Annotated in this window: 18 protein-coding genes; 9 read left to right on the plus strand and 9 right to left on the minus strand. The window is 66.3% G+C overall.

Going from position 1 to position 25020, the window contains the following annotated elements:
- Positions 1-78 precede the first annotated feature (78 nt).
- The 4 genes from mfd to ACX80G_RS11705 all read left to right on the plus strand — a co-directional run bounded on the left by mfd (position 79) and on the right by ACX80G_RS11705 (position 7326).
- Complete coding sequence (gene mfd / locus ACX80G_RS11690; protein WP_459307814.1) at positions 79-3738, plus strand: transcription-repair coupling factor; 3660 nt, start codon at positions 79-81, stop codon at positions 3736-3738.
- A gap of 176 nt (positions 3739-3914) precedes the next feature.
- Positions 3915-4934, plus strand: coding sequence for a deoxyribose-phosphate aldolase (gene deoC / locus ACX80G_RS11695; protein WP_459307815.1), 1020 nt, complete (start codon positions 3915-3917; stop codon positions 4932-4934).
- Between the two features lie 11 nt (positions 4935-4945).
- Complete coding sequence (locus tag ACX80G_RS11700) at positions 4946-6451, plus strand: aldehyde dehydrogenase family protein (protein WP_459307816.1); 1506 nt, start codon at positions 4946-4948, stop codon at positions 6449-6451.
- Complete coding sequence (locus ACX80G_RS11705) at positions 6448-7326, plus strand: aldehyde dehydrogenase family protein (protein ID WP_459307817.1); 879 nt, start codon at positions 6448-6450, stop codon at positions 7324-7326. The genes ACX80G_RS11700 and ACX80G_RS11705 overlap by 4 nt, the downstream gene beginning before the upstream one ends.
- A gap of 154 nt (positions 7327-7480) precedes the next feature.
- Here the strand turns inward: ACX80G_RS11705 and ACX80G_RS11710 are convergent, their stop codons facing one another.
- From ACX80G_RS11710 to ACX80G_RS11720, 3 genes are all read right to left on the minus strand, one after another.
- A complete protein-coding gene (locus ACX80G_RS11710; RefSeq protein WP_459307818.1) occupies positions 7481-7789 on the minus strand; it encodes a hypothetical protein in 309 nt (102 codons plus the stop codon).
- Between the two features lie 73 nt (positions 7790-7862).
- Positions 7863-9608 carry a phospho-sugar mutase gene (locus ACX80G_RS11715; protein ID WP_459307819.1) on the minus strand — a complete coding sequence of 582 codons (1746 nt, stop codon included), beginning with the start codon at positions 9606-9608 and terminating at the stop codon, positions 7863-7865.
- A 26-nt stretch (positions 9609-9634) separates the two neighbouring features.
- Entirely contained in the window at positions 9635-10438 is an 804-nt protein-coding gene (locus ACX80G_RS11720) for a purine-nucleoside phosphorylase (RefSeq protein WP_459307912.1), read from the minus strand.
- Between the two features lie 128 nt (positions 10439-10566).
- Here ACX80G_RS11720 and ACX80G_RS11725 point away from each other — a divergent pair, with 128 nt between their 5' ends.
- From ACX80G_RS11725 to ACX80G_RS11740, 4 genes are all read left to right on the plus strand, one after another.
- On the plus strand, positions 10567-11967 hold the full coding sequence (locus ACX80G_RS11725; RefSeq protein WP_459307820.1) for an NAD(P)H-quinone dehydrogenase: 1401 nt from the start codon (positions 10567-10569) through the stop codon (positions 11965-11967).
- A 181-nt stretch (positions 11968-12148) separates the two neighbouring features.
- Positions 12149-13561 carry an MFS transporter gene (locus tag ACX80G_RS11730; RefSeq protein ID WP_459307821.1) on the plus strand — a complete coding sequence of 471 codons (1413 nt, stop codon included), beginning with the start codon at positions 12149-12151 and terminating at the stop codon, positions 13559-13561.
- Positions 13562-13700: 139 nt separating this feature from the next.
- Complete coding sequence (locus ACX80G_RS11735) at positions 13701-15017, plus strand: serine/threonine-protein kinase (protein ID WP_459307822.1); 1317 nt, start codon at positions 13701-13703, stop codon at positions 15015-15017.
- On the plus strand, positions 15014-15613 hold the full coding sequence (locus ACX80G_RS11740) for a hypothetical protein (protein ID WP_459307823.1): 600 nt from the start codon (positions 15014-15016) through the stop codon (positions 15611-15613). The genes ACX80G_RS11735 and ACX80G_RS11740 overlap by 4 nt, the downstream gene beginning before the upstream one ends.
- Before the next feature lie 92 nt (positions 15614-15705).
- On the opposite strand, the gene ACX80G_RS11745 is transcribed toward ACX80G_RS11740, so the two are convergent.
- From ACX80G_RS11745 to ACX80G_RS11760, 4 genes are all read right to left on the minus strand, one after another.
- Entirely contained in the window at positions 15706-17502 is a 1797-nt protein-coding gene (locus ACX80G_RS11745; RefSeq protein ID WP_459307824.1) for an acetyl/propionyl/methylcrotonyl-CoA carboxylase subunit alpha, read from the minus strand.
- 136 nt (positions 17503-17638) lie between these two features.
- A complete protein-coding gene (locus ACX80G_RS11750) occupies positions 17639-18265 on the minus strand; it encodes a Maf family protein (protein WP_459307825.1) in 627 nt (208 codons plus the stop codon).
- 144 nt (positions 18266-18409) lie between these two features.
- Positions 18410-19807, minus strand: a complete 1398-nt coding sequence (locus ACX80G_RS11755) for a dicarboxylate/amino acid:cation symporter (RefSeq protein ID WP_459307826.1) — start codon at positions 19805-19807, stop codon at positions 18410-18412.
- Between the two features lie 172 nt (positions 19808-19979).
- Positions 19980-21698, minus strand: a complete 1719-nt coding sequence (locus ACX80G_RS11760; RefSeq protein ID WP_459307827.1) for a DUF885 domain-containing protein — start codon at positions 21696-21698, stop codon at positions 19980-19982.
- A gap of 158 nt (positions 21699-21856) precedes the next feature.
- Here ACX80G_RS11760 and ACX80G_RS11765 point away from each other — a divergent pair, with 158 nt between their 5' ends.
- A complete protein-coding gene (locus ACX80G_RS11765) occupies positions 21857-23119 on the plus strand; it encodes a serpin family protein (RefSeq protein WP_459307828.1) in 1263 nt (420 codons plus the stop codon).
- 4 nt (positions 23120-23123) lie between these two features.
- Here the strand turns inward: ACX80G_RS11765 and ACX80G_RS11770 are convergent, their stop codons facing one another.
- A complete protein-coding gene (locus ACX80G_RS11770) occupies positions 23124-23381 on the minus strand; it encodes an acyl-CoA carboxylase subunit epsilon (RefSeq protein WP_459307829.1) in 258 nt (85 codons plus the stop codon).
- Positions 23378-24997, minus strand: coding sequence for an acyl-CoA carboxylase subunit beta (locus ACX80G_RS11775; protein WP_459307830.1), 1620 nt, complete (start codon positions 24995-24997; stop codon positions 23378-23380). Before ACX80G_RS11775 ends, ACX80G_RS11770 begins: the two co-directional genes overlap by 4 nt.
- Between the last annotated feature and the right edge of the window lie 23 nt (positions 24998-25020).

Genomic DNA, 25020 nt, shown 5'->3' on the forward strand with positions numbered 1-25020 from the left:
GAAAATTTCCAGCGGTCGACATTTGTTGAACTCGGGTCTGACGTTTCGCTGGCACCGACGGATTCTGTAGGAGAACCATTGAGCCTGAACGGACTGCGTGCCGCCCTCAGCGAAGATTCCTCCTTCGCCAGGGTGCGCACCAACGCGTCGACGAGTGTCCCGGAGCGCAATTCCGACCTGCAGATCGGCGCCCCCGCCGGCCTGCGCGCAGCGCTGCTGGCGGAGATGGTGGATGGGTTGCCCGCCGCCGGTGACAGCGAACGGGCCGGCAGCGGTGAGGGCGGCAGGGCACTGGCGGGCAGCGGTGAGGGCGGCAGGGTTCCCGTGGTGCTGGCCGTTACCGCGACCGGCCGCGAGGCGGAGGAGCTGGCGGCTGCCCTCCGCAGCTACCTGCCGGCGTCGGACATTGAGGAGTTCCCCAGCTGGGAAACGCTGCCGCACGAGCGGTTGTCTCCCCGGTCGGACACCGTTGGCCGACGGCTCTCGGTGCTGCGCCGGCTGGCGCACCCCGGGGGCCAGCCGGCGCGGATCATTGTGGCGCCGATCCGCGCGGTGGTGCAACCTCTCGTCGCCGGTCTCGGCGAGCTGCTGCCGGTTACGCTGACGGTGGGCCAGGACGCTGCGTTTTCCGACGTGGTGCGTGCCTTGTCCGACGCCGCCTACGCCCGGGTGGACATGGTCACCCATCGCGGCGAGTTTGCCGTGCGCGGCGGAATCCTCGACGTGTTCCCACCCACCGAGGACCACCCCATCCGGGTGGAGTTTTTCGGCGACGAGGTCGAGGCGATGCGCTGGTTCGCGGTTGCCGACCAGCGCTCACTGGCGCGTGAGGAGGACGGCAGCCCGGCAGAGCTGTTCGCGCCGCCGTGCCGCGAAATCCTCATCACCCCATCGGTGATGTCGCGGGCCGCCCTCCTGAAACCCGAACTGCCGGCAGCCGCAGCCATGTTGGAGAAGATCGCGGGCGGCATTGCTGTCGAGGGGATGGAATCGCTTGCCCCGGTCCTGGTGGATTCCATGGTGCCGCTGGTGGGGGAGCTGCCCGCCGGGTCGATCGCCGTCGTCATCGAACCCGAGAAGGTGCGTACCCGCGCCCACGACCTCGCCGCCACCAACGAGGAGTTCCTCGAGGCGGCCTGGGCGACAGCGTCCGACGGCGGCGCCGCACCCCTGGACTTGGGCGGGACGCTGGGAGCTGACCTGCAGATGGCAAGCTTCAGGTCGCTGACCGACACCCGGTCGTCGGCCCTGGCCAATGACGTTGCCTGGTGGTCCATCACCTCCTTTGCCTCCGACGATTCGCTGCAGGACCTGCTGCCCGAGATTGATACGTTCACCGTTCACGCCCGCGAGCCGCGCGGCTACCAGGGCGATGTGGCGGAAATGATGGAGTTCCTGGGGAAGCGGGTTAGGGACCAGTGGCGGGTGGTCGTTGCCACCGAAGGCCCCGGACCAGCAGCACGGCTTGCCGAACTGTTCCACGATCACGACATTCCGGCCGCGCGGGTGGACTCCCTCGACTCACCACCGCAACCGGGAATCATCGAGATCACCACCGCCTCGGCGGGCCGGGGATTCGTGCTGGACTCCCTCCGGCTGGGGTTGCTGACCGAAGCTGACCTGCTGGGCAAGACCACCGCCTCGGGCACCCGGGACATGCGCAAAATGCCGTCCAAACGGCGGAACGCTGTCGATCCGCTGCAACTGCGTGAAGGCGACTACGTGGTGCACGAACAGCACGGCGTCGCGCGGTTCGTCGAACTGCTGCAGCGCGCTACCGGCGCCGGACCCACGAAGACTATCCGCGAGTACCTCCTGCTGGAATATGCTTCATCCAAGCGCGGCGCACCGGGGGACCGCCTGTTTGTGCCGACCGACCAGCTGGATCAGGTGACCCGCTACGTGGGCGGCGACGCGCCGGCGCTGAGCAAGATGGGCGGCTCCGACTGGGCCAGCACCAAGTCCAAGGCACGCAAGGCGGTGAAGGAGATCGCCGGGGAGCTGATCCGGCTGTACTCGGCGCGGATGGCGTCGCGCGGCTTCGCCTTCTCGGCCGACACCCCGTGGCAGCGCGAACTTGAGGAAGCGTTCCCCTATATCGAGACCCCCGACCAGTTGACCACCATCAACGAGGTCAAAGCCGATATGGAGCGCGAAGTGCCCATGGATCGGCTGGTCTCCGGCGACGTCGGCTACGGCAAAACCGAAATCGCCGTGCGCGCAGCGTTCAAGGCTGTCCAGGACGGCAAGCAGGTGGCCGTCCTGGTCCCCACCACCCTGCTGGTGCAACAGCATAACGAAACCTTTTCCGAACGGTTCTCCGGCTTCCCTGTGCGGGTCAAACCCCTGTCCCGGTTCCAGAGCGCCAAGGAATCCCGGGAAACCACCGCGGGGATCAGCTCGGGTGCCGTCGACGTCGTCATCGGCACCCACCGGCTGCTTTCCAACCAGGTGCAGTTCAAGGATCTGGGGCTGGTGATCGTTGACGAGGAACAACGCTTCGGGGTGGAACATAAGGAGGCGCTGAAAAAGATGCGCACCAATGTGGACGTCCTTGCCATGAGCGCGACGCCCATTCCGCGGACCCTGGAAATGTCGCTGACCGGCATCCGGGAAACCTCGACCCTTGCCACGCCGCCGGAGGAACGCCACCCGGTGCTCACCTATGTGGGCCCGTACACCGACAAGCAGACCTCGGCGGCCATCCGGCGTGAACTGATGCGCGAGGGGCAGGTGTTCTTCGTCCACAACCGGGTGTCCTCGATCGACCGGACCGCGGCGCATCTGAAGGAGCTGGTGCCGGAAGCCCGGATCGCCGTCGCTCACGGGCAGATGAGCGAGTCCCGGCTGGAGCAGATCATTGTCGATTTCTGGGAGAAACGCTTCGACGTGCTCGTGTGCACCACCATCATTGAGACCGGCCTGGATATCTCCAATGCCAACACGCTGATCGTCGACCGGGCCGACAACTATGGCCTGTCCCAGCTGCACCAGCTCCGTGGACGGGTGGGCCGCGGTCGGGAGCGGGCCTACGCCTACTTCCTTTACCCGTCGGAGAAGCCGCTCGGTGAGGTCGCCCTGGAGCGGCTCAAAGCGGTGGCTTCCCACAACGAACTCGGCGCCGGTATGCAGTTGGCGATGAAGGACCTCGAGATCCGCGGCGCCGGGAACATGCTTGGCGGCGAGCAGTCGGGCCACATCCAGGGGGTCGGCTTCGATCTGTACATCAGGCTGGTCGGTGAGGCGGTTGCTGACTTCCGCGGTGAGGCCGAGGAGAAGGCAGCCGAGATGAAAATTGAGCTGCCGGTCAACGCGCACCTTCCCCACGACTATGTGCCGGGGGAGCGGTTGCGTCTGGAGGCCTACCGCAAGCTGGCCTCGGCCCTGACCGTTGAGGCGATTGACGGGGTAGTCGAGGAGCTCAACGACCGCTACGGGGAGCCGCCAGCTCCGGTGGTCAACCTGATCGCCGTCGCCCGGTTCAGGGTAGCGGCGCGCGCGGCGGGCCTGACCGACGTGGCCCTGCAGGGGAACTTCATCAAGTTCGCGCCGGCCACGCTGCCGGAGTCGAAGGAGATGCGGCTCAAGCGCATGTATCCGGGGTCGTCGCTGAAGCCTGCCCTGAACGCCGCTCTGATTCCCAAGCCGAAATCGTCGCCGGTGGGCGGGCGGGATCTCGCCGACGCCGACATTCTGACCTGGGCCCAGAACGTGGTGGATGCCATCTTCACCGAATGAGCCGGCGCATCGCTGCGGGAGGGTCACGGTGGTAAAGTCGGACCCGACCCTACGGGTACGACCCCCTGTCCCACAGCCCCGGAAACCAGCCGCCAGCAGACCAGCCGCGGCCCGCGATCTGCGCTGTGGGAACCGTCCCGCAAGGCACCGAATCGACGTACGGAGAACACTCAACGATGGAAACTACTACCACCGGGAGCACAGCTATTGCTCCTGCGTCCCGGGCGTTGGAAGTGATTGGCGGGGATCTGACCGAGAAGGCGCTGAAGCGTTATCTTGAGGGCATCGCTGGGGTTGACGCGGTGGGCCTTGAGGCTCGTGCGGCGTCGTTGGGGACCCGGTCGATCAAGACCACGTCGAAGGCCTGGGCTTTGGATAAGATCATCACCTTGATGGACCTGACCACCCTTGAGGGGTCCGATACTCCGGGGAAGGTCAGGTCGCTGGTCGCGAAGGCGCTGGTTCCCGACGCCGATGATCTTTCCACCCCCCGGGTGGCCGCGGTGTGTGTGTACGGTGACATGGTGCCCTATGCTGTTGAGGCGCTGGGCAGGGCACACGAGGGTGACGCGCCGGGCCGGATCAATGTTGCGGCGGTTGCTACGGCGTTCCCGTCCGGGCGGTCGTCGCGGTCGGTGAAACTCTCGGACACCGCTGATGCTGTCGCTGCGGGGGCCGACGAGATCGATATGGTCATTGACCGTGGTGCCTTCCTGTCCGGGCGGTATGGTCTGGTGTTCGATGAGATCGTTGCGGTGAAGGAAGCCTGCCGCCGCGCTGACGGGTCGTACGCGCATCTGAAGGTGATCCTGGAGACGGGGGAGCTGAACACGTATGACAACATCCGGCGTGCTTCGTGGTTGTCCATCCTGGCCGGCGGGGATTTCATCAAGACCTCCACCGGCAAGGTGGCCCCTGCGGCGACCCTGCCGGTGACGTTGTCGATGCTTGAGGTGGTCCGTGACTGGCACCAGCTGACCGGCGAGAAGATCGGGGTGAAGCCGGCCGGCGGTATCCGTACCTCGAAGGACGCGATCAAGTACCTGGTCACCGTCGCCGAGACAGTCGGGGAGGGCTGGCTGGTGCCGGACCTGTTCCGCTTCGGCGCCTCGAGCCTGCTCAATGACGTGCTCCTGCAGCGTCAGAAGCTTACCAGCGGCAGCTACTCCGGCCCTGCCTACGTCACGATCGACTAAGGATTAGACCCATGACTTTTCTCGAGTACGCACCGGCCCCGGAGTCCACGGCCATCCTGGATCTCAAGAGCGAGTACGGCCTGTTCATCAACGGCGAGTTCGTCCCCGGCAACGGTGAGTCCTTCACCACGATTTCCCCGGCCACCGAGCAGACCATCACCACCATCTCCTGCGCCAGTGAGTCCGACGTCGACACCGCCGTTGCTGCCGCCCGGCGGGCGTATGAGAGGACGTGGTCGAAGCTTTCCGGCGCCGACCGGGGCAAGTACCTGTTCCGCATCGCACGCCTCGTGCAGGAACGGTCCCGTGAACTTGCGGTCGCGGAGACCCTCGACAATGGCAAGCCGATCAAGGAAAGCCGCGACGTTGACGTGCCCCTGGTCGCCGCCTGGTTCTTCTACTACGCGGGGTGGGCCGACAAGCTCGACCACGCAGGGTTGGGCCCGAACCCCCGCTCGCTGGGTGTCGCGGCCCAGGTGATCCCGTGGAACTTCCCGCTGCTGATGCTGGCGTGGAAGATCGCCCCTGCTCTGGCCGCCGGGAACACTGTGGTGCTCAAACCGGCCGAGACCACCTCGCTGACCGCGATGCTGTTTGCTGAGATCCTGCAGCAGGCCGACCTGCCAGCTGGTGTCGTCAACATTGTTACCGGTGCCGGGGCGACCGGCTCGGCCCTGGTGAACCACCCGGATGTGAACAAGGTGGCCTTCACCGGGTCCACCGCCGTCGGCCGGTCCATCGCCCGCTCCACTGCCGGCACCGGGAAGAAGCTGACCCTGGAACTCGGTGGCAAGGGCGCGAACATCGTGTTCGACGACGCCCCCATCGACCAGGCCATCGAGGGCATCGTGAACGGGATCTTCTTCAACCAGGGCCAGGTCTGCTGCGCCGGATCGCGGCTGCTGGTCCAGGAATCCGTGCACGACGAGGTGGTCGACCGGCTCAAGGCCCGCATGTCGACCCTGCGGGTCGGTGACCCCCTGGATAAGAACACCGACGTCGGCGCCATCAACTCGGCCGCCCAGTTGGGCCGGATGCGTGAGCTCTCCGATGTGGGTGAGCAGGAAGGCGCTCACCGGTGGAGCCCGGCCAGTAACCTGCCGCAGCAGGGTTTCTGGTTCCCGCCCACGATCTTCACGAACGTGTCCACGAGCCACCGTATCGCCCGGGATGAGATTTTCGGGCCGGTGCTGTCCATCCTGACGTTCCGCACCCCGGCCGAAGCGATCGCCAAGGCCAACAACACCCCGTACGGTCTCTCGGCGGGGATCTGGTCGGACAAGGGCAGCCGGGTCCTGGCTGTCGCCGATAAGCTGCGCGCTGGGGTGATCTGGGCGAACACGTTCAACAAGTTTGACCCGGCCTCCCCGTTCGGCGGGTACAAGGAATCCGGGTACGGCAGGGAGGGCGGCCGCCACGGACTCGGCGCCTATCTGGCCCCGGCCGCGGCCGGCACGTCAGGGAAATCGGTGGTGTCGGTCATCATGAACAAGACCGTCCTGGGAGGCTCCAAATGAGTGCTGCACGGCTAGGCGTACCGAAGACCTACAAGCTCTACATTGGTGGGAAGTTCGTCCGCAGCGAATCCGGTCGGGTATACGAGGTGGCAACAACGAAGGGTGGGCCTATGCTGAACACGGTCAACGCCGCGAAGGGCTCACGCAAGGACGCCCGCGACGCCGTCACGGCCGCCCGGGCCGCGGTCAGTGGCTGGGCTGGGACCTCCGGATACAACCGCGGTCAGGTGCTGTACCGGATCGCTGAGGTCCTCGACGGGCGCCGCGCCCAGTTCGCCGACGAAATCGCCGCCTCTGAAGGGGTCTCGGCTACCGCCGCGGCCGCCCAAGTGGATGAGGCCATCGACCTGTGGGTCTGGTATGCTGGCTGGGCCGACAAGTACGTGCAGGTGGCCGGCAACGCCAACCCCGTCTCCGGCCCGTACTTCAACCTGTCCATCCCCGAGCCCACCGGCGTCGTCGCGGTTATCGCCCCTCAGGGTCCCGGTTCGCTGCTCGGGTTTGTCCGCGCCGTGGCGCCGGTGCTGGTCAGCGGCAACACGGTGGTGGTGCTCGGCAACGAGCGTGCACCCTTGGCGGCCCTGAGCCTCGGGGAAGTCCTCGCCACTTCGGATGTCCCCGCGGGTGTCGTGAACATCCTCAGCGGGTCTCCCGCCGAGATCGCCCCCTGGCTGGCCTCCCACGCCGACGTCAACGCGCTCGACCTGCTCGGCGCCGAAAACCTCGACTGGGTTGACCTGCAGATCGCCGCCGCGGAAACCCTGAAACGGGTTCTCCCGCCGGAGACCGGGCCCGAGGCCGGAGCCCCCTCGATCGACCGGATCACGTTCTTCACCGAAACGAAAACCGTCTGGCACACCAAAGGCCTGCTCTAGCCGCACCCGGACGGCTGTCCACAAAGAGGGATGTCTACAAACAGGGCCGTCCCACGCGCAAAAAAGTGGCGGACCCGCAGGGGAGCGGTTGCTCAACCACTCGTCTGCGGGTCCGCCACTTTTTCGTGGGCCGATGCCGTGTGTTGGATGCTGACTAGGCCTTGCGGTCACCCTCGGCGAGGGCGGGACCGGTGTCGGAACGGCCGAGGATGGTCTGCGGGATCCAGAACGCCAGGAAAAAGAGGACCAGGCAGGAAGCAAAGGCCCACACATTGTTCTGGTCGAAGAAGGTCAACGAAAAAATCGATCCGAGGAACAGTGCCATCATCACGGCGAACGTGATGACGTTGCTGGCCAGGTGGCCCTCACCGGAGTGGGTGGGCTGCTTGCGCTGAGCTGACTGTGTCGGCTGAGCTGACTGTGTCGGCCGGGCTGACCGTGCCGAGCTCGCGGGATGTGACATGGAGTCTCCTCGAAGATGTGCGAAACATTACTGACTCAACCATAACTGGATTCGCTGCAATCCGGCGCAGCGATCAGAGACCCAGCGACTCTTCGACGTCGCGCAGGACGGCATCCAGGCGGGCCCGCGCGGTGAGCTTCGCGGTGTCGAGTTCGGCGGCTGACTCCACCGGCTCGATTACCTCCAGGTAGCACTTCAGCTTCGGCTCGGTGCCGCTGGGGCGGATGATCACCCGGGTGTCATCCCGGGTCAGGAAGAGCAGGCCGTCGGTGGGTGGCAGGCCGGCATGACCCAGCGCCAGGTCCTGGACGACGTCGACGGCCGAACCGGCGAAGGACTGCGGCGGGTTCTCGCGCAGGCGGTTCATCATCGCGCCCAGCAAACCGAGGCTGCCGACCCTGACCGAGAGCTGGTCACCGGCGTGCAATCCGTACACGAGCGACAGATCGTCGAGCAGGTCAAAGAGGGTGCGTCCGTTCGCCTTGGTCGCTGCGGCAAGCTCGGCCATCAGCAGGCCGGCCGAGATGCCGTCCTTGTCCCTGACCAGATCCGGCGCGACACAGTAGCCGAGGGCTTCCTCGTAGCCGTAGGCCAGCGAGGGGACCCTGGAAATCCACTTGAACCCGGTGAGGGTTTCGGTGTGGGTGATGCCGGCGGTGGCGGCGACGCGGGCCAGCAACCGGGAGGACACAATCGAGTTGGCGAAGACGGCGCCCGTCCCGTGCGTTTCGGCCCCGTGTGCGTTAACCCCGTGGGCCCGCCGTGCGGCGAGGTGTTGACCCAGCAGCGCCCCCGTCTCATCTCCGCGGAGCATCCGCCACTCGCCGGTTGCCGGGTCCTTGGCTGCAACGGCAACCCGGTCGGCGTCGGGATCGTTGGCGAGTACCAGATCCGCGTCCTGGGCCACCGCTGCGGCCAGCGCAAGGTCAAGAGCCCCCGGTTCCTCGGGGTTGGGGAAATCGACGGTGGGGAAGTCGGGGTCCGGTTCGGCCTGCTCGGCGACAACATGCACGGTCCCGAATCCTGCCTCGGCCAGGACCTCCTGAGCGGTCCTGCCACCGACCCCATGCAGGGGCGTGAGGACGATGGAGAGGTCACGTGCCGGGAAGTGTTCACGGTCGGCCAGGGCGACGACCGACGTCACATAATCCTTGGCGATGCTGCCGGGGAGGACATTCCAGCCCTCAGGCGCGAGGACGATGCCGTGGAGGGGCCCGACGGCGGCGATGCGGGCGGCGATCTCGGTGTCCTGGGGAGCGACAATCTGGGCGCCACGACCGGCGTCGTCAACGGCCCTGCCGCCGAGATAAACCTTATACCCGTTGTCCTGAGGGGGGTTGTGGCTGGCGGTGACCATGACGCCCACCTCGCATTCCAGTGCGCGGACCGCATAGGCGAGCACCGGGGTGGGGAGTTCGCTGGGCAGCAGGAAGGTCTGGATGCCGGCCGCGGTGAAGACGGCGGCGGTCTCTTCGGCGAAGTTGCGTGAGTTGTGGCGGGCGTCGAAGCCGACGACGGCGCGGGGCACGTAGGCGCCATCGGCGACGCCGAGCACCTGCGCTGCGACACCGGCGGCGGCGCGGCGCACCACCACCCGGTTCATCCGGTTGGGGCCGGCTCCCAGGGCGGCGCGTAGGCCGGCGGTGCCGAACAGCAGGGGTCCGCTGAACCGGTCCTGTAGCTCCTGCGTCGCGGTGGCGTGGTCGTCGTCGACCTGCTCAAGCAGCGCCTCCAGCTCCGCTGTGGTTTGCGGATCCGGGTCCTCGGACGCCCAGGCCCGGGCAGTCGCGAGGAGTGATTCGTGGTCGGCGTGCGTCATGACTTCAACTTACCTTTGGTCTGATGCTAGAGCCGGCTGATGATGTCAGCCAGCAAACGTGAGATACGGGGTCCGGCGGCGGCACCGGATTCGATGACCTCGGCGTGGCTCAGCGGTGCTGCGCTGATGCCGGCCGCCAGGTTGGTGACGAGGGAGATGCCGAAAACCTCCATGCCGGCGTGCCGTGCGGCTATGGCCTCAAGGGCAGTCGACATGCCGACCAGGTCGGCCCCGATGGTCCTGGCGTAGCGAACTTCGGCGGGGGTTTCGTAGTGGGGGCCCGTGAACTGGGCATAGACGCCCTCCTCGAGGGAGGGGTCCACCTCGCGGGCAAGTTCCCGGATCCGCGGTGAGTACAGGTCGGTGAGGTCGACGAACGTTGCGCCCTCGAGCGGTGAGGTGGCGGTGAGGTTCAGATGGTCGCTGATGAGCACGGGAGTGCCGGGAGTCCACTGCTCCTGCAGCCCGCCGCACCCGTTGGTCAGGACCATCACCTTGGCGCCCGCTGCGGCGGCGGTGCGCACCCCATGGACTACAGCCCTGACGCCCTTTCCTTCGTAATAGTGGGTGCGGGAGCCGACCACGAGGGCCCGTTTGCCCGAGGTTGTCAGGACCGAGCGCACGGTCCCCACATGGCCCTCGACCGCTGGCGCGGAAAACCCTGGGATGTCCGTGGCCTGAAGGGTGTGGGTGGTTTCGCCGATGAGTTCGGCTGCGTCGCCCCAGCCCGAGCCCAGCACCAGGGCAATGTCATGGCTTTCGACCCCCGTGTGGGCGGCAATATGGTCGGCTGCTGCGCGTGCCAGGTCGAAGGGGTCGGTCGGCGTCATTGACGTGGGGTTCGCGATCACTGACCAAACTTACCCTCAGTTCCCGGCCCGCGGCCACCGAGAGAGGGGCCCGGCGGGGGAGGCTGACCGTTTGAGCGCGCGGCGGGGATAGGACAGAATGGTCAGTTGTGACCAGCCAACTAGATTTCAGTGCCCTTCGAATCGCTATCCTGGGCGGCGGGCCCGGCGGCTATGAGGCGGCAATGGTGGCCGCATCGCTCGGCGCCAGCGTCACCATTGTTGAACGACAGGGGCTCGGTGGAGCTGCGGTCCTGACCGACGTCGTCCCCTCCAAAACGCTGATCGCGACCGCCGACATCATGGCCCAGGTTGCCTCAGCGCACGAACTGGGAGTGCGCTTCGAGAACACCGAGACGGCCTACGCGGATCTCGCCCAGGTCAACGCACGGCTCCTCAAGCTCGCCGGTGAGCAGTCGGCGGACATCACCCGGGCGCTGGAGCGGGTGGGAGTGAAGATCTTCATCGGTGAGGGGAAACTGCTCGACAATCACCGGCTCGAGGTCACCGCCGAGGGGGAAGCCACGATCATCGAGGCCGACGCCATCCTGCTGACGGTCGGCGCACACCCGCGGGAACTGCCCACCGCCCAGCCCGACGGCGAACGCATCTTCAACTGGACCCAGCTCTACTCGCTCACCGAGGTCCCCCCGAACCTCATTGTGGTCGGCTCGGGGGTCACCGGTGCAGAATTCGCTTCGGCGTACAACGGTCTGGGATCGCAGGTCACCCTGATTTCGAGCCGTGACCGGGTACTGCCCGGCGAGGATGCGGATGCCGCCGAAGTGCTCGAAAACGTGTTCAGGAACCGCGGGATGGCGGTGCTCTCCGAATGCCGGGCCCAGGGTGTGGAGCGGGTGGGCGACAGCGTCGTCGTCACCCTCTCCGACGGCCGGACCGTTGAGGGCAGCCACTGCCTCATCGCCGTGGGGTCGATCCCCAACACGGCCGGGATCGGGCTTGAGGATGCGGGGGTCCAGCTCACCGAATCAGGTCACATCAAGGTCGACGGCGTGTCCCGTACATCGGCGCCGAACGTATACGCGGCGGGCGACTGCACCGGAGTGCTGGCGTTGGCATCGGTCGCCGCCATGCAGGGCCGGATCGCCATGGCCCATCTGATGGGCGATAGCGTCACCCCGCTGAAGCTGAAGCAGGTTGCCTCCAACATTTTCACTGCCCCCGAGATCGCCACGGTGGGGGTCTCCGAGGCGGACGTCGACTCCGGCCGGTACCAGGGCGACGTCGTCAAGCTCTCCCTTCACACCAACGCACGGGCGAAAATGATGAACGTGACCGATGGGTTTGTGAAGATCATCTCCCGTAAGGGATCGGGAACGGTGATCGGCGGAGTCGTCGTCGGCCCCCGCGCCTCCGAGCTGATCTTCCCGTTGGCACTCGCGGTGACCAAGAAACTGCACGTCGACGACGTGGCGAACACCTTTACCGTGTACCCGTCGCTGACCGGCTCGATTTCCGAGGCAGCGCGGCGGCTTCACGTCCGCCTGTAGGGCGCAAAATTTAGGCTAGACCGGCCCAATAGGACAGGGCTGCGGTACCCTGACCATGAAACACTTCGTCCATATTCTGGACAATTTTATCCACCAGTTGGACCCTGCTGGTCTGATTGATGCATTCAACCACCCGATCGCGGTGCCGGCACGGCCGCCGTAGTGAGAGAAAGCCGCAGACATGTCAACAACCCCGTCCGCCGTCGACGCCGGTGCAGCAACGCCGAAGAATCCCAAGGGCCGCGTCATCTTCGCCAGCCTGATCGGCACCACTATCGAGTTCTACGACTTTTACATTTATGCCACGGCTTCAGTGCTGGTCTTCCCGGCGCTTTTCTTCCCGGATGCAACCCCAGCCAACGCGATTCTGAGCTCCTTCGCCGTCTTCGGCGTCGCCTTCGTAGCCCGGCCGCTCGGATCGATCATCTTCGGACACTACGGCGACCGGATTGGGCGCAAGGGGACGCTCGTCGCGTCGCTGCTCACCATGGGTATTGCCACGTTCCTGATCGGGGTGCTGCCGACCGCCCAGGTGGATGGCTGGATCATCCTCGCGCCAGCGCTGCTGGTACTGCTGCGGTTCTTCCAGGGCCTGGCCCTGGGCGGTGAATGGAGCGGCGCTGCGCTGCTCGCCACCGAGAACGCCCCGAAGAACAAGCGTGCCGTCTACGGCACGTTCCCGCAGTTGGGCGCCCCGATCGGCTTCATCCTCGCCAACCTGCTGTTCGTCTATCTCAACGCCACCCTCAGTGACGAGGAGTTCCTGGCCTGGGGCTGGCGGGTGCCGTTCCTGTTGAGCGCCGTCCTGGTGATCGTCGGACTGTACGTCCGGCTCAAGCTCATCGAGAGCCACTCGTTCCAGCAGGTCAAGGACAAGGGCAAGGTGGTGAAAATGCCGCTGGCCAGCGTGTTCAAGCACCAGTGGCGTGCCCTGTTACTCGGCACGTTCATCATGTTCGCCACCTACGTGCTGTTCTACCTGATGACGGCGTTCACCCTGACCTTCGGGACCACCCCGGCCTCAGTCGAGGACGCCAGGGCTGCCGCCGAAGCGGCGGGCCGCGGCTTCGACGACGCCGCCGCCGAGGCCTTCGTTCCCGGGCTCGGGATTGCGCGCGGGGACTTCCTCGTCATGCTCATCGTCGGCGTGGTGTTCTTCGGCATCTTCACCCTGGTGTCGGGTCCGCTGGCCGAGAAGTTCGGCCGCCGGAAAATGCTGATGGCCACCACCATCGGCATCGCCCTGTTCGGGTTCACCTGGGTGCCACTCTTCGGGGCTGGGACCACTGGCGCCATGGCGCTGCTGATCATCGGGTTCATCCTGATGGGGCTGACCTTCGGACCGATGGCAGCCATCCTGCCCGAGCTGTTCCCGGCCAACGTCAGGTACACCGGCTCGGCTGTTGCCTACAACATGTCAAGCGTGATCGGCGCCGCACCGGCGTCGTTCGTCGCTATCGCACTATGGCAACTCGCTGATGGCAGCACGCTGTTGGTGGGCCTGTATCTGAGCGCGGCAGCCGTCGCTACGTTCGTTGCACTCTGGTTGAGCCGCGAAACCCGCGACCATGACTACGACAACAACGTCGCCTGACCCGGCTGACTGACCCGCTGACACACAACGACGGCGCGGCACCTCCGGGTCCCGCGTCGTCGTCGTCGACGGGCCCGGGGACGCTTCACACAAGACGCCCACGTAGAATCGATCAGGAAATCAACCCAGCGGAGGCGGCATGAGTACCCAATCACTGGCTGACGGGCGCTACCTCCTGGGTGGTGTGGTGGGCGTCGGCGGGATGGCCGAGGTCTACCGCGCCCAGGACACGCGGCTCGGCAGGGATGTGGCGGTGAAACTGTTCAGGCCGGGCGCCGCGGACGGCGTCTCCCGGGGATCCGACGAGGCACGGCTGCTGGCGGGGTTGCACCACCCCGGGCTGGTGCGGGTGCTGGACATGGATTCGTCCGAAACGTCGTCTGGATCCACCTACCTGGTGATGGAACTGATCGAGGGACCGGATCTCGGCGCGGTCCTGGCTGACGGGGCACTGGCTCCGGACTCCGTCCGGCTGGCCGGCTGGGATGTGGCGCGCACGCTCGCCTACATCCATCAGCGTGGCATCCTGCACCGGGACATCAAGCCATCGAACATTCTGACGCGCAGCACCGAACCGGAGAGCGGGGTCTTTGGCTACCTGTTGACCGACTTCGGGATCGCTCGTTTCTATGATGCAGCCCGGCAGACCGCCACCGGGCTGACCGTCGGGACGGCAGCCTATCTCAGCCCTGAACAGGCCCGTGGCGGCACGGTTGGCACGCCCACTGACATCTACTCATTGGGGCTGGTGTTGCTGGAGTCGCTGACCGGCGAGCGAGCCTATCCGGGCACGAGCCTTGAGGCGGCGGTCGCCAGGCTGCATCGCGCCCCGTCGATTCCGGCCGGGTTCGGGCCGGCCTGGCACTCGTTGCTGTCCCGGATGACAGCCGACAATCCCGACGACCGGCCCACCGCTGGTGCTGTCGCCGCCGAGTTCGCCCAGTGGACGTATGCCGAACCCCCCACCGAGGCGCTGGACCGTGACGCGCCAGCCGACAGGCGTTTCCAACTGTTCCTGCCCGGCGAACCGTCGCACCAGCCCGCGCGGACTGCTGTGACCCCGATACCGGACTCAGGGATGGCGACGGCTGTGATGGCGGCGCACCAACCGGCCACGGTCGTGCAGGGAACGGCAGTCCCGCAAGCCCTCGCTCAGCCGGCAACGGCGGTACAGCCGGCTGCGCCGCTCGAGCAGGTGCCGACCGCGTCGCGCGAGCCTGCGCCGACCGCGTCGCGGGTTCCCCCGGACCGCCGGATGCCGTCAGGCCACCACCAACCCGGACGACGCCGGACCAGGCTGGTCGGTGTGCTTGTCGCCGTCGCAGTGTTGATCCTCGGCCTGGCGGTGGTGGTTGCCCTCAACCTCGGGGGACCGGCGCCGGTCGAAGAGTTGCCGGCGGTACCGGGCACCACCGGCGAACTGCTCGAAAAACTCTATGAAGAGGTGCAACCGTGAGGCGTCGGGCACACTACTGGGCTGCTGCGTCGCTCGCTACAGCGCTCCTGCTGGCAGGGTGTGGCACCCCGGACCTCGAATCGGGCGTAGCGGCCGGGTTCCAGGCGTCGGTCCGCGACATTGCCACTGCCGCGGCTGCAGGCGACCAGGCAGGCGCCACCCTGCTGGCTACCGAACTCAGCCAGACGGTCACCGTGGCTCAGGGCCAGGGGACCGTCACGGCTGACCGCGCGGCACAGATCCAGTCGACCATCGATGAGCTGCTTCTCGCCCTTGCCGCCGAGCTGGGCCAGCCCGCCCCGGCTGCTCCCCAACCCGAGCCAACGCCCGAGTCAACGGTCGAGCCAACGCCCGAGCCAACTGTCGAGACACCGGTGGACTCCCCGACGCCCGAGCCCACCGAGGCTCCCAGTCCGGCCGCCACTCCCGACCCGGCGACCCCACGGAATGATTCCGGGGATGACGATGAAGCCGACGAGCAGACTGAAAAAGAGCAGCGCGACGCCGAGCGCGAGCAGGAAAAACAACAGCGGGAACAGGAAAAGCTCGAAAAAGAGGCCGAGCGCGAGCAGGACAAGCGCGACGACGGCGGGTAGCCTGCGCAAGTGCCCAGCCACCCGGGGATCCTGGCGGGCCTGGACGTCTCTGCCCACCGGGGCGTGAAGCCTGATGGGCAGGCGTGCTGCGGCTAGTCGGAAATGGCTGCGATCACGGCACCCGCGGCTACCGTGTCACCCGGCGCGGCGTTGAGTCCCGACAGGATCCCGGCCTTGTGGGCGGTGAGGGGCTGTTCCATCTTCATGGCCTCCAGGACGACGATCAGGTCTCCCTCGGCGACGAGGTCGCCGTCGGACACTGCCACCTTCACGATGGTGCCCTGCATGGGTGAAGTGAGGTCGTCGCCGTCGGCAGCCGCCGACGAGCCGCCGCGGGCACGCAGCGCCTTCTTCGGCTTCCCTGCTGACACCTGACGACCTGTGCCACCCAGCCCCGCGGGAAGCACCACCTCAAGCCGCTTGCCAGCTACCTCGACGGTGATGCGTTGGCGGCCGCCGTCGTCGTCGGGCGCGGAATCCTGCGCCTCCCCGGGGTTCCACGGCTCGATGGTATTGATGAACTCGGTCTCGATCCAGCGGGTGTGAACCGAGAAGGGACCGTCCACCGGGGCAAACGCGGGATCCGCGACGACGGCGGCGTGGAACGGCAGCACCGTCGGCATGCCGGTGACCTGCATTTCCGTCAGGGCGCGGCGTGCACGCTGCAGCGCCTGGGCGCGGGTAGCGCCGGTGACGATGAGCTTCGCGAGCATGGAATCAAAGTTTCCGCCGATGACCTCACCGGCTTCGACGCCTGAGTCGACCCGGATGCCGGGACCGGTGGGGAGGGTGAAGGTCTGGACGGTGCCGGGGGCGGGCATGAAGTTGCGGCCGGCGTCCTCACCGTTGATGCGGAACTCGAAGGAATGGCCGCGCACCTCCGGGTCGCTGTAGCCCAGGGCCTCGCCGCGGGCCAGGCGGAACTGTTCGCGAACCAGGTCGATGCCGGTCACCTCCTCCGAGACGGGGTGCTCCACCTGGAGGCGGGTGTTGACTTCGAGGAAGGAGATAGTGCCGTCCTGGCCAACGAGGAACTCACACGTGCCGGCGCCCCGGTAACCGGCCTCGCGCAGGATGGCCTTGGACGCCTCGTAGAGCTGGCGATTCTGGTCGTCGCTGAGGAACGGGGCCGGCGCTTCCTCAACCAGCTTCTGGTTGCGGCGCTGCAGGGAGCAATCGCGGGTGGAGACGACGACGACGTTCCCGTGGGCGTCGGCAAGGCATTGGGTTTCGACGTGGCGGGGCGCATCGAGGAACCGTTCCACGAAACACTCGCCCCGCCCGAACGCCGCCGTGGCCTCACGGACCGCCGATTCGTAGGCTTCGGGAATGTCGGCTGCGTCCCGGACCACTTTGATTCCCCGGCCGCCGCCGCCGAAGGCAGCCTTGATGGCGAGGGGTAGCCCGAACTCGTCCGCAAAATCCTGGACTTCGCGGACCGAGCCGACCGGATCTTTGGTGCCGGGCACTAAGGGAGCGCCCACCTTCTCTGCGATGTGGCGGGCTTTGACCTTGTCGCCCAGCTGGGAGATGGCGTCCGGCGAGGGGCCGATCCAGGTGATGCCAGCGTCGATCACCTTCTGGGCGAAGTCGGCGTTCTCGGACAGGAAACCGTAGCCGGGGTGGATGGCGTCGGCGCCGCTGCGTTGGGCCGCCTCAAGAATGCGGTCCATCATCAGGTAGGACTCCGCGGCTGTGCTGCCGCCCAGACCGTAGGCCTCATCGGCGAGCCGGACGTGCAAGGCATCCCGGTCAGGATCCGCGTAGACGGCGACCGACGTTAGCCCTTCGTCGCGGGCTGCACGGATGATGCGCACCGCAATTTCACCGCGGTTAGCGATCAGGACCTTTGAAACGGGGTGTACTGCAGCGGAAAAGGACTCGCTCATGGTGTGGTCTGGCTCCTTCGTATCTCTCCGGAGCCTAGCGCCATAGTGTCGTTTCTGCCCATAATCCATGCGGATAGCGCGTGTGGCGGGTGCTTTCTTTGTAGGGATGCTACAAAGGTTCCGGGGGCTTGCGCGGCTAGGCCCAGAAATCCATCACGGTCAGCCCTGCGGAGGCGAGCAGCCCCCGCAGCGTTGAGACACTCAGCCCGATGACGGCGTGCGGGTCGCCGTCGACCCGGGTGATGAACGCGCCGCCCAGACCGTCGATCGTGAACGACCCGGCCACCTGCAGGGGCTCGCCTGTGGCGACGTAGGCGTCAATCTCGTCGTCAGTCAGGCGGGCGAAGTGCACCGAGGCGGAGGCGACGGCGCCCACAGTGGCCCCCGATCCGCCGTCGGACGGGTCGCGCGTATCGACGAGCCAGTGACCGGTGTGCAGTACGCCGAAGGAGCCACTCATTCGGCGGATCCGGGCCCGCGCGATCCCGGGCTCCCACGGTTTGCCGTGCGCTTCGCCGTCGAACTCGAAGATCGAGTCGCAGCCGATCACCAGTGCGCCCCCCGACCCGCCTACCGAGGCAACCGCCTCTGCCTTGGCGCGGGCCAGCAGCAGAGAGGTATCACAAGCGTCGAGCGGGCCGTACTGGGCGGCGACGGCATCCTCGTCCACTTCCGAGACGAGCACCGAGTGGCGGATACCGGCGTCGGATAGGACCTTGGTGCGGGCCGGGGACGCGGAGGCGAGGATGAGGCGGGAAGTCATAGCCCAGCCTAAACACTTCTGCTCGACGCCCCCAACCCGCTCCGGTGGTCACCCTGGACTGTTCCGGGGGTCAAACTGGACGACCGGGGTCGAAATTTCCGACCGGAATGTCCAGGTTGCCCACCCTTCCGCCGTTCGGCCCGTCTAGCTGCGGGTGTTCGCCAGCTCCGGCGTGACCTCTGGCCTCTCCTCGGTGGGAAGGTTGTCATCGGCGAACGGGTCGCCGGTGCGTGCAGCGTTGTACAGATCGGTGTCCAGAATGCCTTCCCGCCTGGCCACGATGGTGGGGACCAGTGCCTGCCCGGCGACGTTCAGGGCGGTGCGCCCCATATCCAGGATGGGGTCGACGGCGAGCAGCAGGCCCACGCCCGCCAGGGGGAGCCCCAGCGTGGAGAGGGTCAGGGTCAGCATGACGACGGCGCCGGTGGTTCCCGCGGTCGCAGCGGACCCGAGCACCGAGACGAGCGCAATCAGGAGGTACTGGGTGAGGCTCAGCTCGATCCCGAAGAACTGCGCGACGAACAGGGCAGCGATCGCCGGGTAGATGGCAGCGCAGCCGTCCATCTTGGTGGTCGCACCGAGCGGGACCGCGAACGATGCGTAGGCGCGGGGCACGCCGAGGTTCCGTTCGGTGACCCGCTGCGTCAGGGGCAGGGTGCCGATGGAAGACCGCGAGACGAAGGCCAGTTGGATGGCAGGCCAGGCGCCGGAGAAGTACTGCCGCACCGACAAACCGTGGACCCGGATCAGGATCGGGTAGACCACGAAGAGAACCAGCGCGAGTCCCACATACACGGCCAGCGTGAACTTGCCCAGGGATCCGATGGTGTCCCAGCCGTAGACGGCGACGGCGTTGCCGATCAGGCCGACCGTACCGAGCGGAGCGATCCGGATGATCCACCAGAGGACCTTTTGGATCACTGCCAGCGCCGAGGCTGTGAAGTTCAGGAAGGGTTCGGCTGGCTTACCCACCTTCAGTGCTGCAATACCGACAGCGATCGCGACCACCAGCACCTGCAGCACGTTGAAGCTCAGGGCTGTGGTGAGGTCACCGGTTTCGCCGGCGGTGGTTGCAGCCCGCAAGCCGAGGAAGTTCGCCGGGATGAGACCGGTCAAAAACGCCCACCAGCTGCCGGTCCGCCCCGAATACTCGTCAGGGGGTGTCGCGCCGGTTCCTGCACCCGGCTGGAAGACCGTGCCCAGGCCGATGCCAATGACGACGGCGATCAGCGCCGTGATCCCGAACCACAGGAGGGTCTGGCCGGCGAGCCGGGCCGCGTTGTGGACGGCGCGGAGGTTGCTGATGGAGCTCACCACCGCGGTGAAGATCAGGGGGACGACGGCGGCCTGCAGCAACGAGATGTAACTGGTGCCGATCGTCCCGAGGGTCGCGCCCAGCGCGTTGGGGGTCTCCTCGGTGTGGCCGGCGTATTTGGCGAGCAGGCCCAGGCCCAGCCCGACCACCAGGGCGGCGAGGATCTGGGGGCCAAAGGAGGTAACCCACCTGGGTAGCCGGGTGCGGGATTTCGTTTCTGTAGTCACTCCAGAACCGTAGGGCCGCTCAGGTGAGCTGTTGTAGCGGGCATTGCGAAATGTTACCGGGCCGATCGCGGCAAACGGACCCGGCTGCACCCGGAATCCGCGTCGCCCCGGCGATGCGCAGGGTTATTCCCCGGACGGTGTGACAAACCTCCTGTGCCGGTCGGGTGAGGGTCTAACCCACCAGCGCGCGGCGCAACGTGTCCAGCCCGACCGAGCCAAGGTTCAGAGACCGGGTGTGGAAGCTGCGTAGGTTAAACGCTGTGCCTTCGCGTTCCTCGACCTCGTCGCGGATTTGTTCCCATAACCGCTGCCCGATCTTGTAGGACGGGGCCTGCCCTGGCCAGCCCAGGTACCGGTTGAACTCGAAGTCCAGTGAACCCTCAGTGATGGCGATGTTCCGCTTGAGGAATTCGTACCCTTTGTCGGGGGTCCAGGTGCCGGCGCCCCAGCGCTCGGGGACCTCAAGTTCCAGGTGGACCCCGATGTCGAAGACCACCCGCGCTGCACGCATCCGCTGCGCGTCGAGCATGCCCAGCCGTTCGCCGGGATGGCTGAGGTACCCCAGTTCCTGCATCAGCCGCTCGGCGTACAGGGCCCAGCCCTCACCGTGACCGGACACCCAGACGGCGTTGCGGCGCCAGTTATTGAGCAGTCCGCGCTGCATGGTCGCGGTGGCGATTTGCAGGTGATGGCCGGGAACGCCTTCATGGTAGACCGTCGTGGTTTCCTTCCACGTGGTGAAAGAGTCTTCACCCTCGGGGACCGACCACCACATGCGGCCCGGACGGGAAAAGTCGTCGCTGGGCCCCGTGTAATAAATGACGCCCTCATGGGTGGGGGCGATCCTGCACTCAAGGGTGCGCATGATGTCGGGGATATCGAAGTGGACCCCGGCCAGTTCGGCGACAGCCTTGTCCGAAAGCTGCTGCATCCAGGACTGTAACGCGTTCGCCCCCCGCAACTGCAGGTCGGGCGACTCATCGAGGATTCTCATCGCCTCTTCGATCGACGCGCCCGGCTTGATCTCGCCGGCTACCGCCTCCTGCTCGGCGATCACCCGGTCCAGTTCTTCGACCCCCCATTGGTAGGTTTCTTCGAGGTCGATGACGGCGCCCAGGAACCGGCGCGACATCAGGGCGTAGTGCTCACGGCCGACCGCATCCTTGGCCGGCGCCGCAGGCAGCAGGTCCTCCTGCAGGAAAGCGCCCAGCCGCAGGTAGGCGGCGCGGGCCGCAGCTGATCCCGCGACGAGGTCCCGACGCACCCGCTCCGGCAGGCTGCCCCCGTCAATGGATGCGGTCGAGACAAAATCGTCGAAGAAGCCGCCGTCGTCGGCGTACTTCGTAGTCTGGTCGATCACAATCCGGATCTGGCGTTCGGCGGCGACGAGGCCGCGATCCCTGCCGGACCGCAGGGAGACAATGTACCCGGCGAGGGCATCCGGGATGTTGTGGAGGCGACCGGCGATGTGGGCCCACTGGTCGGCGGTGTCGGTCGGCATCAGGTCGAAGATCATCCTGATTTCCTGGGCCGGCGAGGCGAGGTTGTTCAGGTCAGCGAGGTTCATTCCGGTGTCATGGATCTCGAGTTCCAGCCCGAGGCGCTCCTGCATGGCGTCCAGGGTGACCCGGTCGACGTCGTCGGCGGGTTCCAGATCGGCCAGCCGGCCGAGGGTTTCCCTGGTGGCCTCGGCCAAGGCGTTAAGGCCGGCAGGTGAATAATCGCGGTACTCGGTTTCGTGGCCCGGGAAGCCCAACTCGGTGGCGAAGCCCGGGTCGAGGCGTAACAGGGTCTCGGTGTAGGCATCGGCGACGGCGTCGATGGCTGTCTTCGCGCGGGTAGGGAGCTGCGACGACGGGTGACTGTCTGTGGCGGGAGTCTCAGTATTCACAGGACGAGCCTAACCGGTTTGCCGCCCTCGATGGTTGCTTTGAGCCACATTGGTCGACTGTAACCGGATTGTGCTCCGGGTGACCCTCCATAGGTCCGGCTGGGGAACTACGGTGGGAGGTGTGGCACCCGCGCACATCGTCGTGGAGGAGGAAGACCGTGGCGGAACCCCGCAGGATGGCCTTAACCGCGTGGATGGCTACCGCAGCCTTGACCCTGGGAGCCTGTGCGGCGGCGACCCCCGAGGTGCTGAGGGCGGAGAACGTCGAGCGGACCGTGGCGAAGGTGGACGACTATCCGGAGGCGGTGGCTAACCTGCTGGACTCGTCATTCCGCTTGGGCGCGGTCATGCTTGCGGGTGCCGAACCGAACGAAAACGCTGTCACGAGCCCGGTCAGTGCCCTCTACGCGCTCTCGATGCTGCGCACCGGCGCGGCGACGACGACGGCGGCCGAAATGGACGAAGTGCTCGGCCTTCCTCCCGAGAATCGCGACGAGGCAATGAACGCGTTACTCGCCGTGTGGCAGGAGCACGACGTCGACCCGGGTGCGGTCGACGAGGATGAGCCGCCCGAAGACCCCGTGCTGCACCTGGCGAACGGAATGTTTGTTGATCGGGGTCTTCCAGTGGGCGAGGGCTTTCTCGCCACGCTGGCGTCCCAGTACGGCTCGGGCGTGTATCCGGTGGACTACAGCGATAGGTCAACCGGGGAGGCCATCAATTCCTGGCTCGGCGAGCACACCGGTGGACGAATTACCAAGGGGCCGGTTGACTACGATCCGGACACCGTTCTGAGCCTGCTCAACACTGTGTACTTCGCCGCCGCGTGGGAAACGCCTTTTGATCCGCTCGACACCGCGCCGGGCGCGTTCAACCTCGCCGACGGTGGGACCATCACCACCGACCTGATGCGTCAGACGTCGCCAGCTAACTATGCCTCGGGCGACGGCTGGTCCGCCGTGGATCTGCCCTATAACGAGGGGTTCCACCTGCGCCTGATTCTCCCGGACGAGGGGGAGTCGCCGGTCATGAACGCCGACCAGCTGGCTGACGTCCGGGTGGGAATGGAGAGCGGAACATCGGTCAGCGTCGGACTGGTGCTGCCTAAATGGGACCACCAGTACTTCCAGGATCTGCTCCCTCTCCTGACCAACATGGGCCTGACCGAGACGATGGGCCCGGCACCGGATTTCAGCCCCATCAGCGCCGGTCTCTTTGTCTCCGGAGCGGCTCAGGACGCCAACATTACTGTGGCCGAGAAGGGCACCGTCGCCGCCGTGGCCACGCAGATCACGATGAGCGAATCGGGGCCCCCGATGCCCGACGTCGAACTCGTCTTTGACCGGCCGTTCCAGTACCAGATCCTCCACGAGGAGACCGGCATGCCCCTGTTCATGGGGACGGTCATGGATCCCCGCTAACCTGCTAGCGGACGCTGCGCCGCCACGACCCCGGACCGGGCCTCGGCGCGAGGCGCAATTGCTTCCGACGTGCCCAGGTGCGCTGCGTCGTCGTCGTCAGATCGGGCTCCGTTGAACCTTCCGAGAGGGCGACGACGACGGCGGTCAGCGCGGCCAGTTCCTCGGGCGTCGGGGTGCCGCGAACCACTGTCAACGAGGGCTGGCGGGGAGCCGAGGAGTCGTCGTCGGCGGCGTCCTCAGCCTGGGTCGGGGCGATGGTCACAGTGGGATGTTCCCGTGCTTTTTGGCAGGATTGGAGGCTCGTTTATCGCGCAGGGCCCGCAGCCCCCGGACAATCTGCCGCCGGGTGTCCGACGGCGCTATCACCGCATCGATGTAGCCGAGCTGAGCGGCCTGGTACGGGTTGAGGAGCTCCTCTTCATACTGGGTGATCACTTCGGCGCGGGCCGCATCGACGTCGCCGCCGGCGTCGGCCACTGCTTTGAGGTGCCCGCGGTACAGGATGTTCACCGCACCCTGTGCGCCCATGACGCCGATTTGCGCCGTGGGCCAGGCCAGGTTCAGGTCAGCGCCGAGCTTTTTGGAACCCATCACAATATAGGCGCCGCCGTAAGCCTTGCGGGTGATGACGGTGAGTTTGGGGACCGTCGCCTCGGCGTACGCGTACAGGAGTTTGGCGCCCCGGCGGATGATGCCGTTGAACTCCTGGTCCTTGCCCGGGAGGAAGCCGGGGACGTCCACGAGGGTCAGGATGGGGATGTTGAACGCATCGCAGTTGCGCACAAAACGGGCGGCCTTCTCGGAGGCAGCGATATCGAGGGTGCCAGCGAATTGCAGCGGCTGGTTGGCGACGATGCCGACCGTGTGGCCCTCCACCCGGGCGTAGCCGATCATCACGTTGGGTGCGTAGAGGGATTGCATCTCGAGGAAGTGGCCGTCGTCGACGACTGCCGAGATCACTGTGCGCATGTCGTACGGCTGGTTCGCCGAGTCGGGGATCAGGGCGTCGAGTTCTCCATCCTCGACGGTGAGGTCCAACTGCTCGACGAAGTCGGTGAGCGGCGCCTCGGCCAGGTTATTGGAGGGAAGGAAATCGAGCAGTTCGCGGACGAACCCGATGGCGTCGCGTTCATCCGAGGCGAGGTAGGCGGAGGTGCCGGTGGTGGAGTTGTGTTGCCGGGCACCGCCAAGCGTCTCCATGTCGACGTCCTCGCCGGTGACGGTCTTGATCACGTCGGGACCGGTGATGAACATGTGCGAGGTCTTGTCCACCATCACCACGTAGTCGGTCAGGGCGGGGGAGTACGCAGCACCGCCAGCGCAGGGGCCCATAATCAGGGAGATCTGCGGGATGACTCCCGAGGCGTGCACGTTGTTCCTGAAGATGTCGGCGAACATCGCCAGCGACGAGACACCCTCCTGGATCCGCGCCCCACCACCATCATTAATGCCAACCATCGGGCAGCCATTGCGGAGCGCGAATTCCTGCACCTTGACGATCTTCTCGCCGTTCACCTGGCTCAGCGACCCGCCATACACGGAGAAGTCCTGGCTATAGACGGCGATCTGGCGGCCCTCGACCGTTGCATAGCCCGAGACGACGCCGTCGCCCAGAGGTTTTTTCGCCTCCATTCCGAAGGCCGTGGAGCGGTGGACGGCCAGTGCATCAAACTCGACGAACGACCCGGGATCAACCAGCAGATCGATGCGCTCACGAGCCGTGTTCTTCCCACGCGCATGCTGCCTCGCCACGGATTCAGGCCCGGACGGCTGCTGAGCCAATCCCTCCCGGCGGCGAAAATCAGCGAGCTTCCCCGCGGTCGTGGTGAGGTCGATCGTTTGGTCCTGCTCGACCAAAGGTACTGAGCCAGTCTGCATTGAGTCTCCGGGTTGGCGGTGAA

This window comes from Arthrobacter glycogeni (assembly GCF_054510815.1).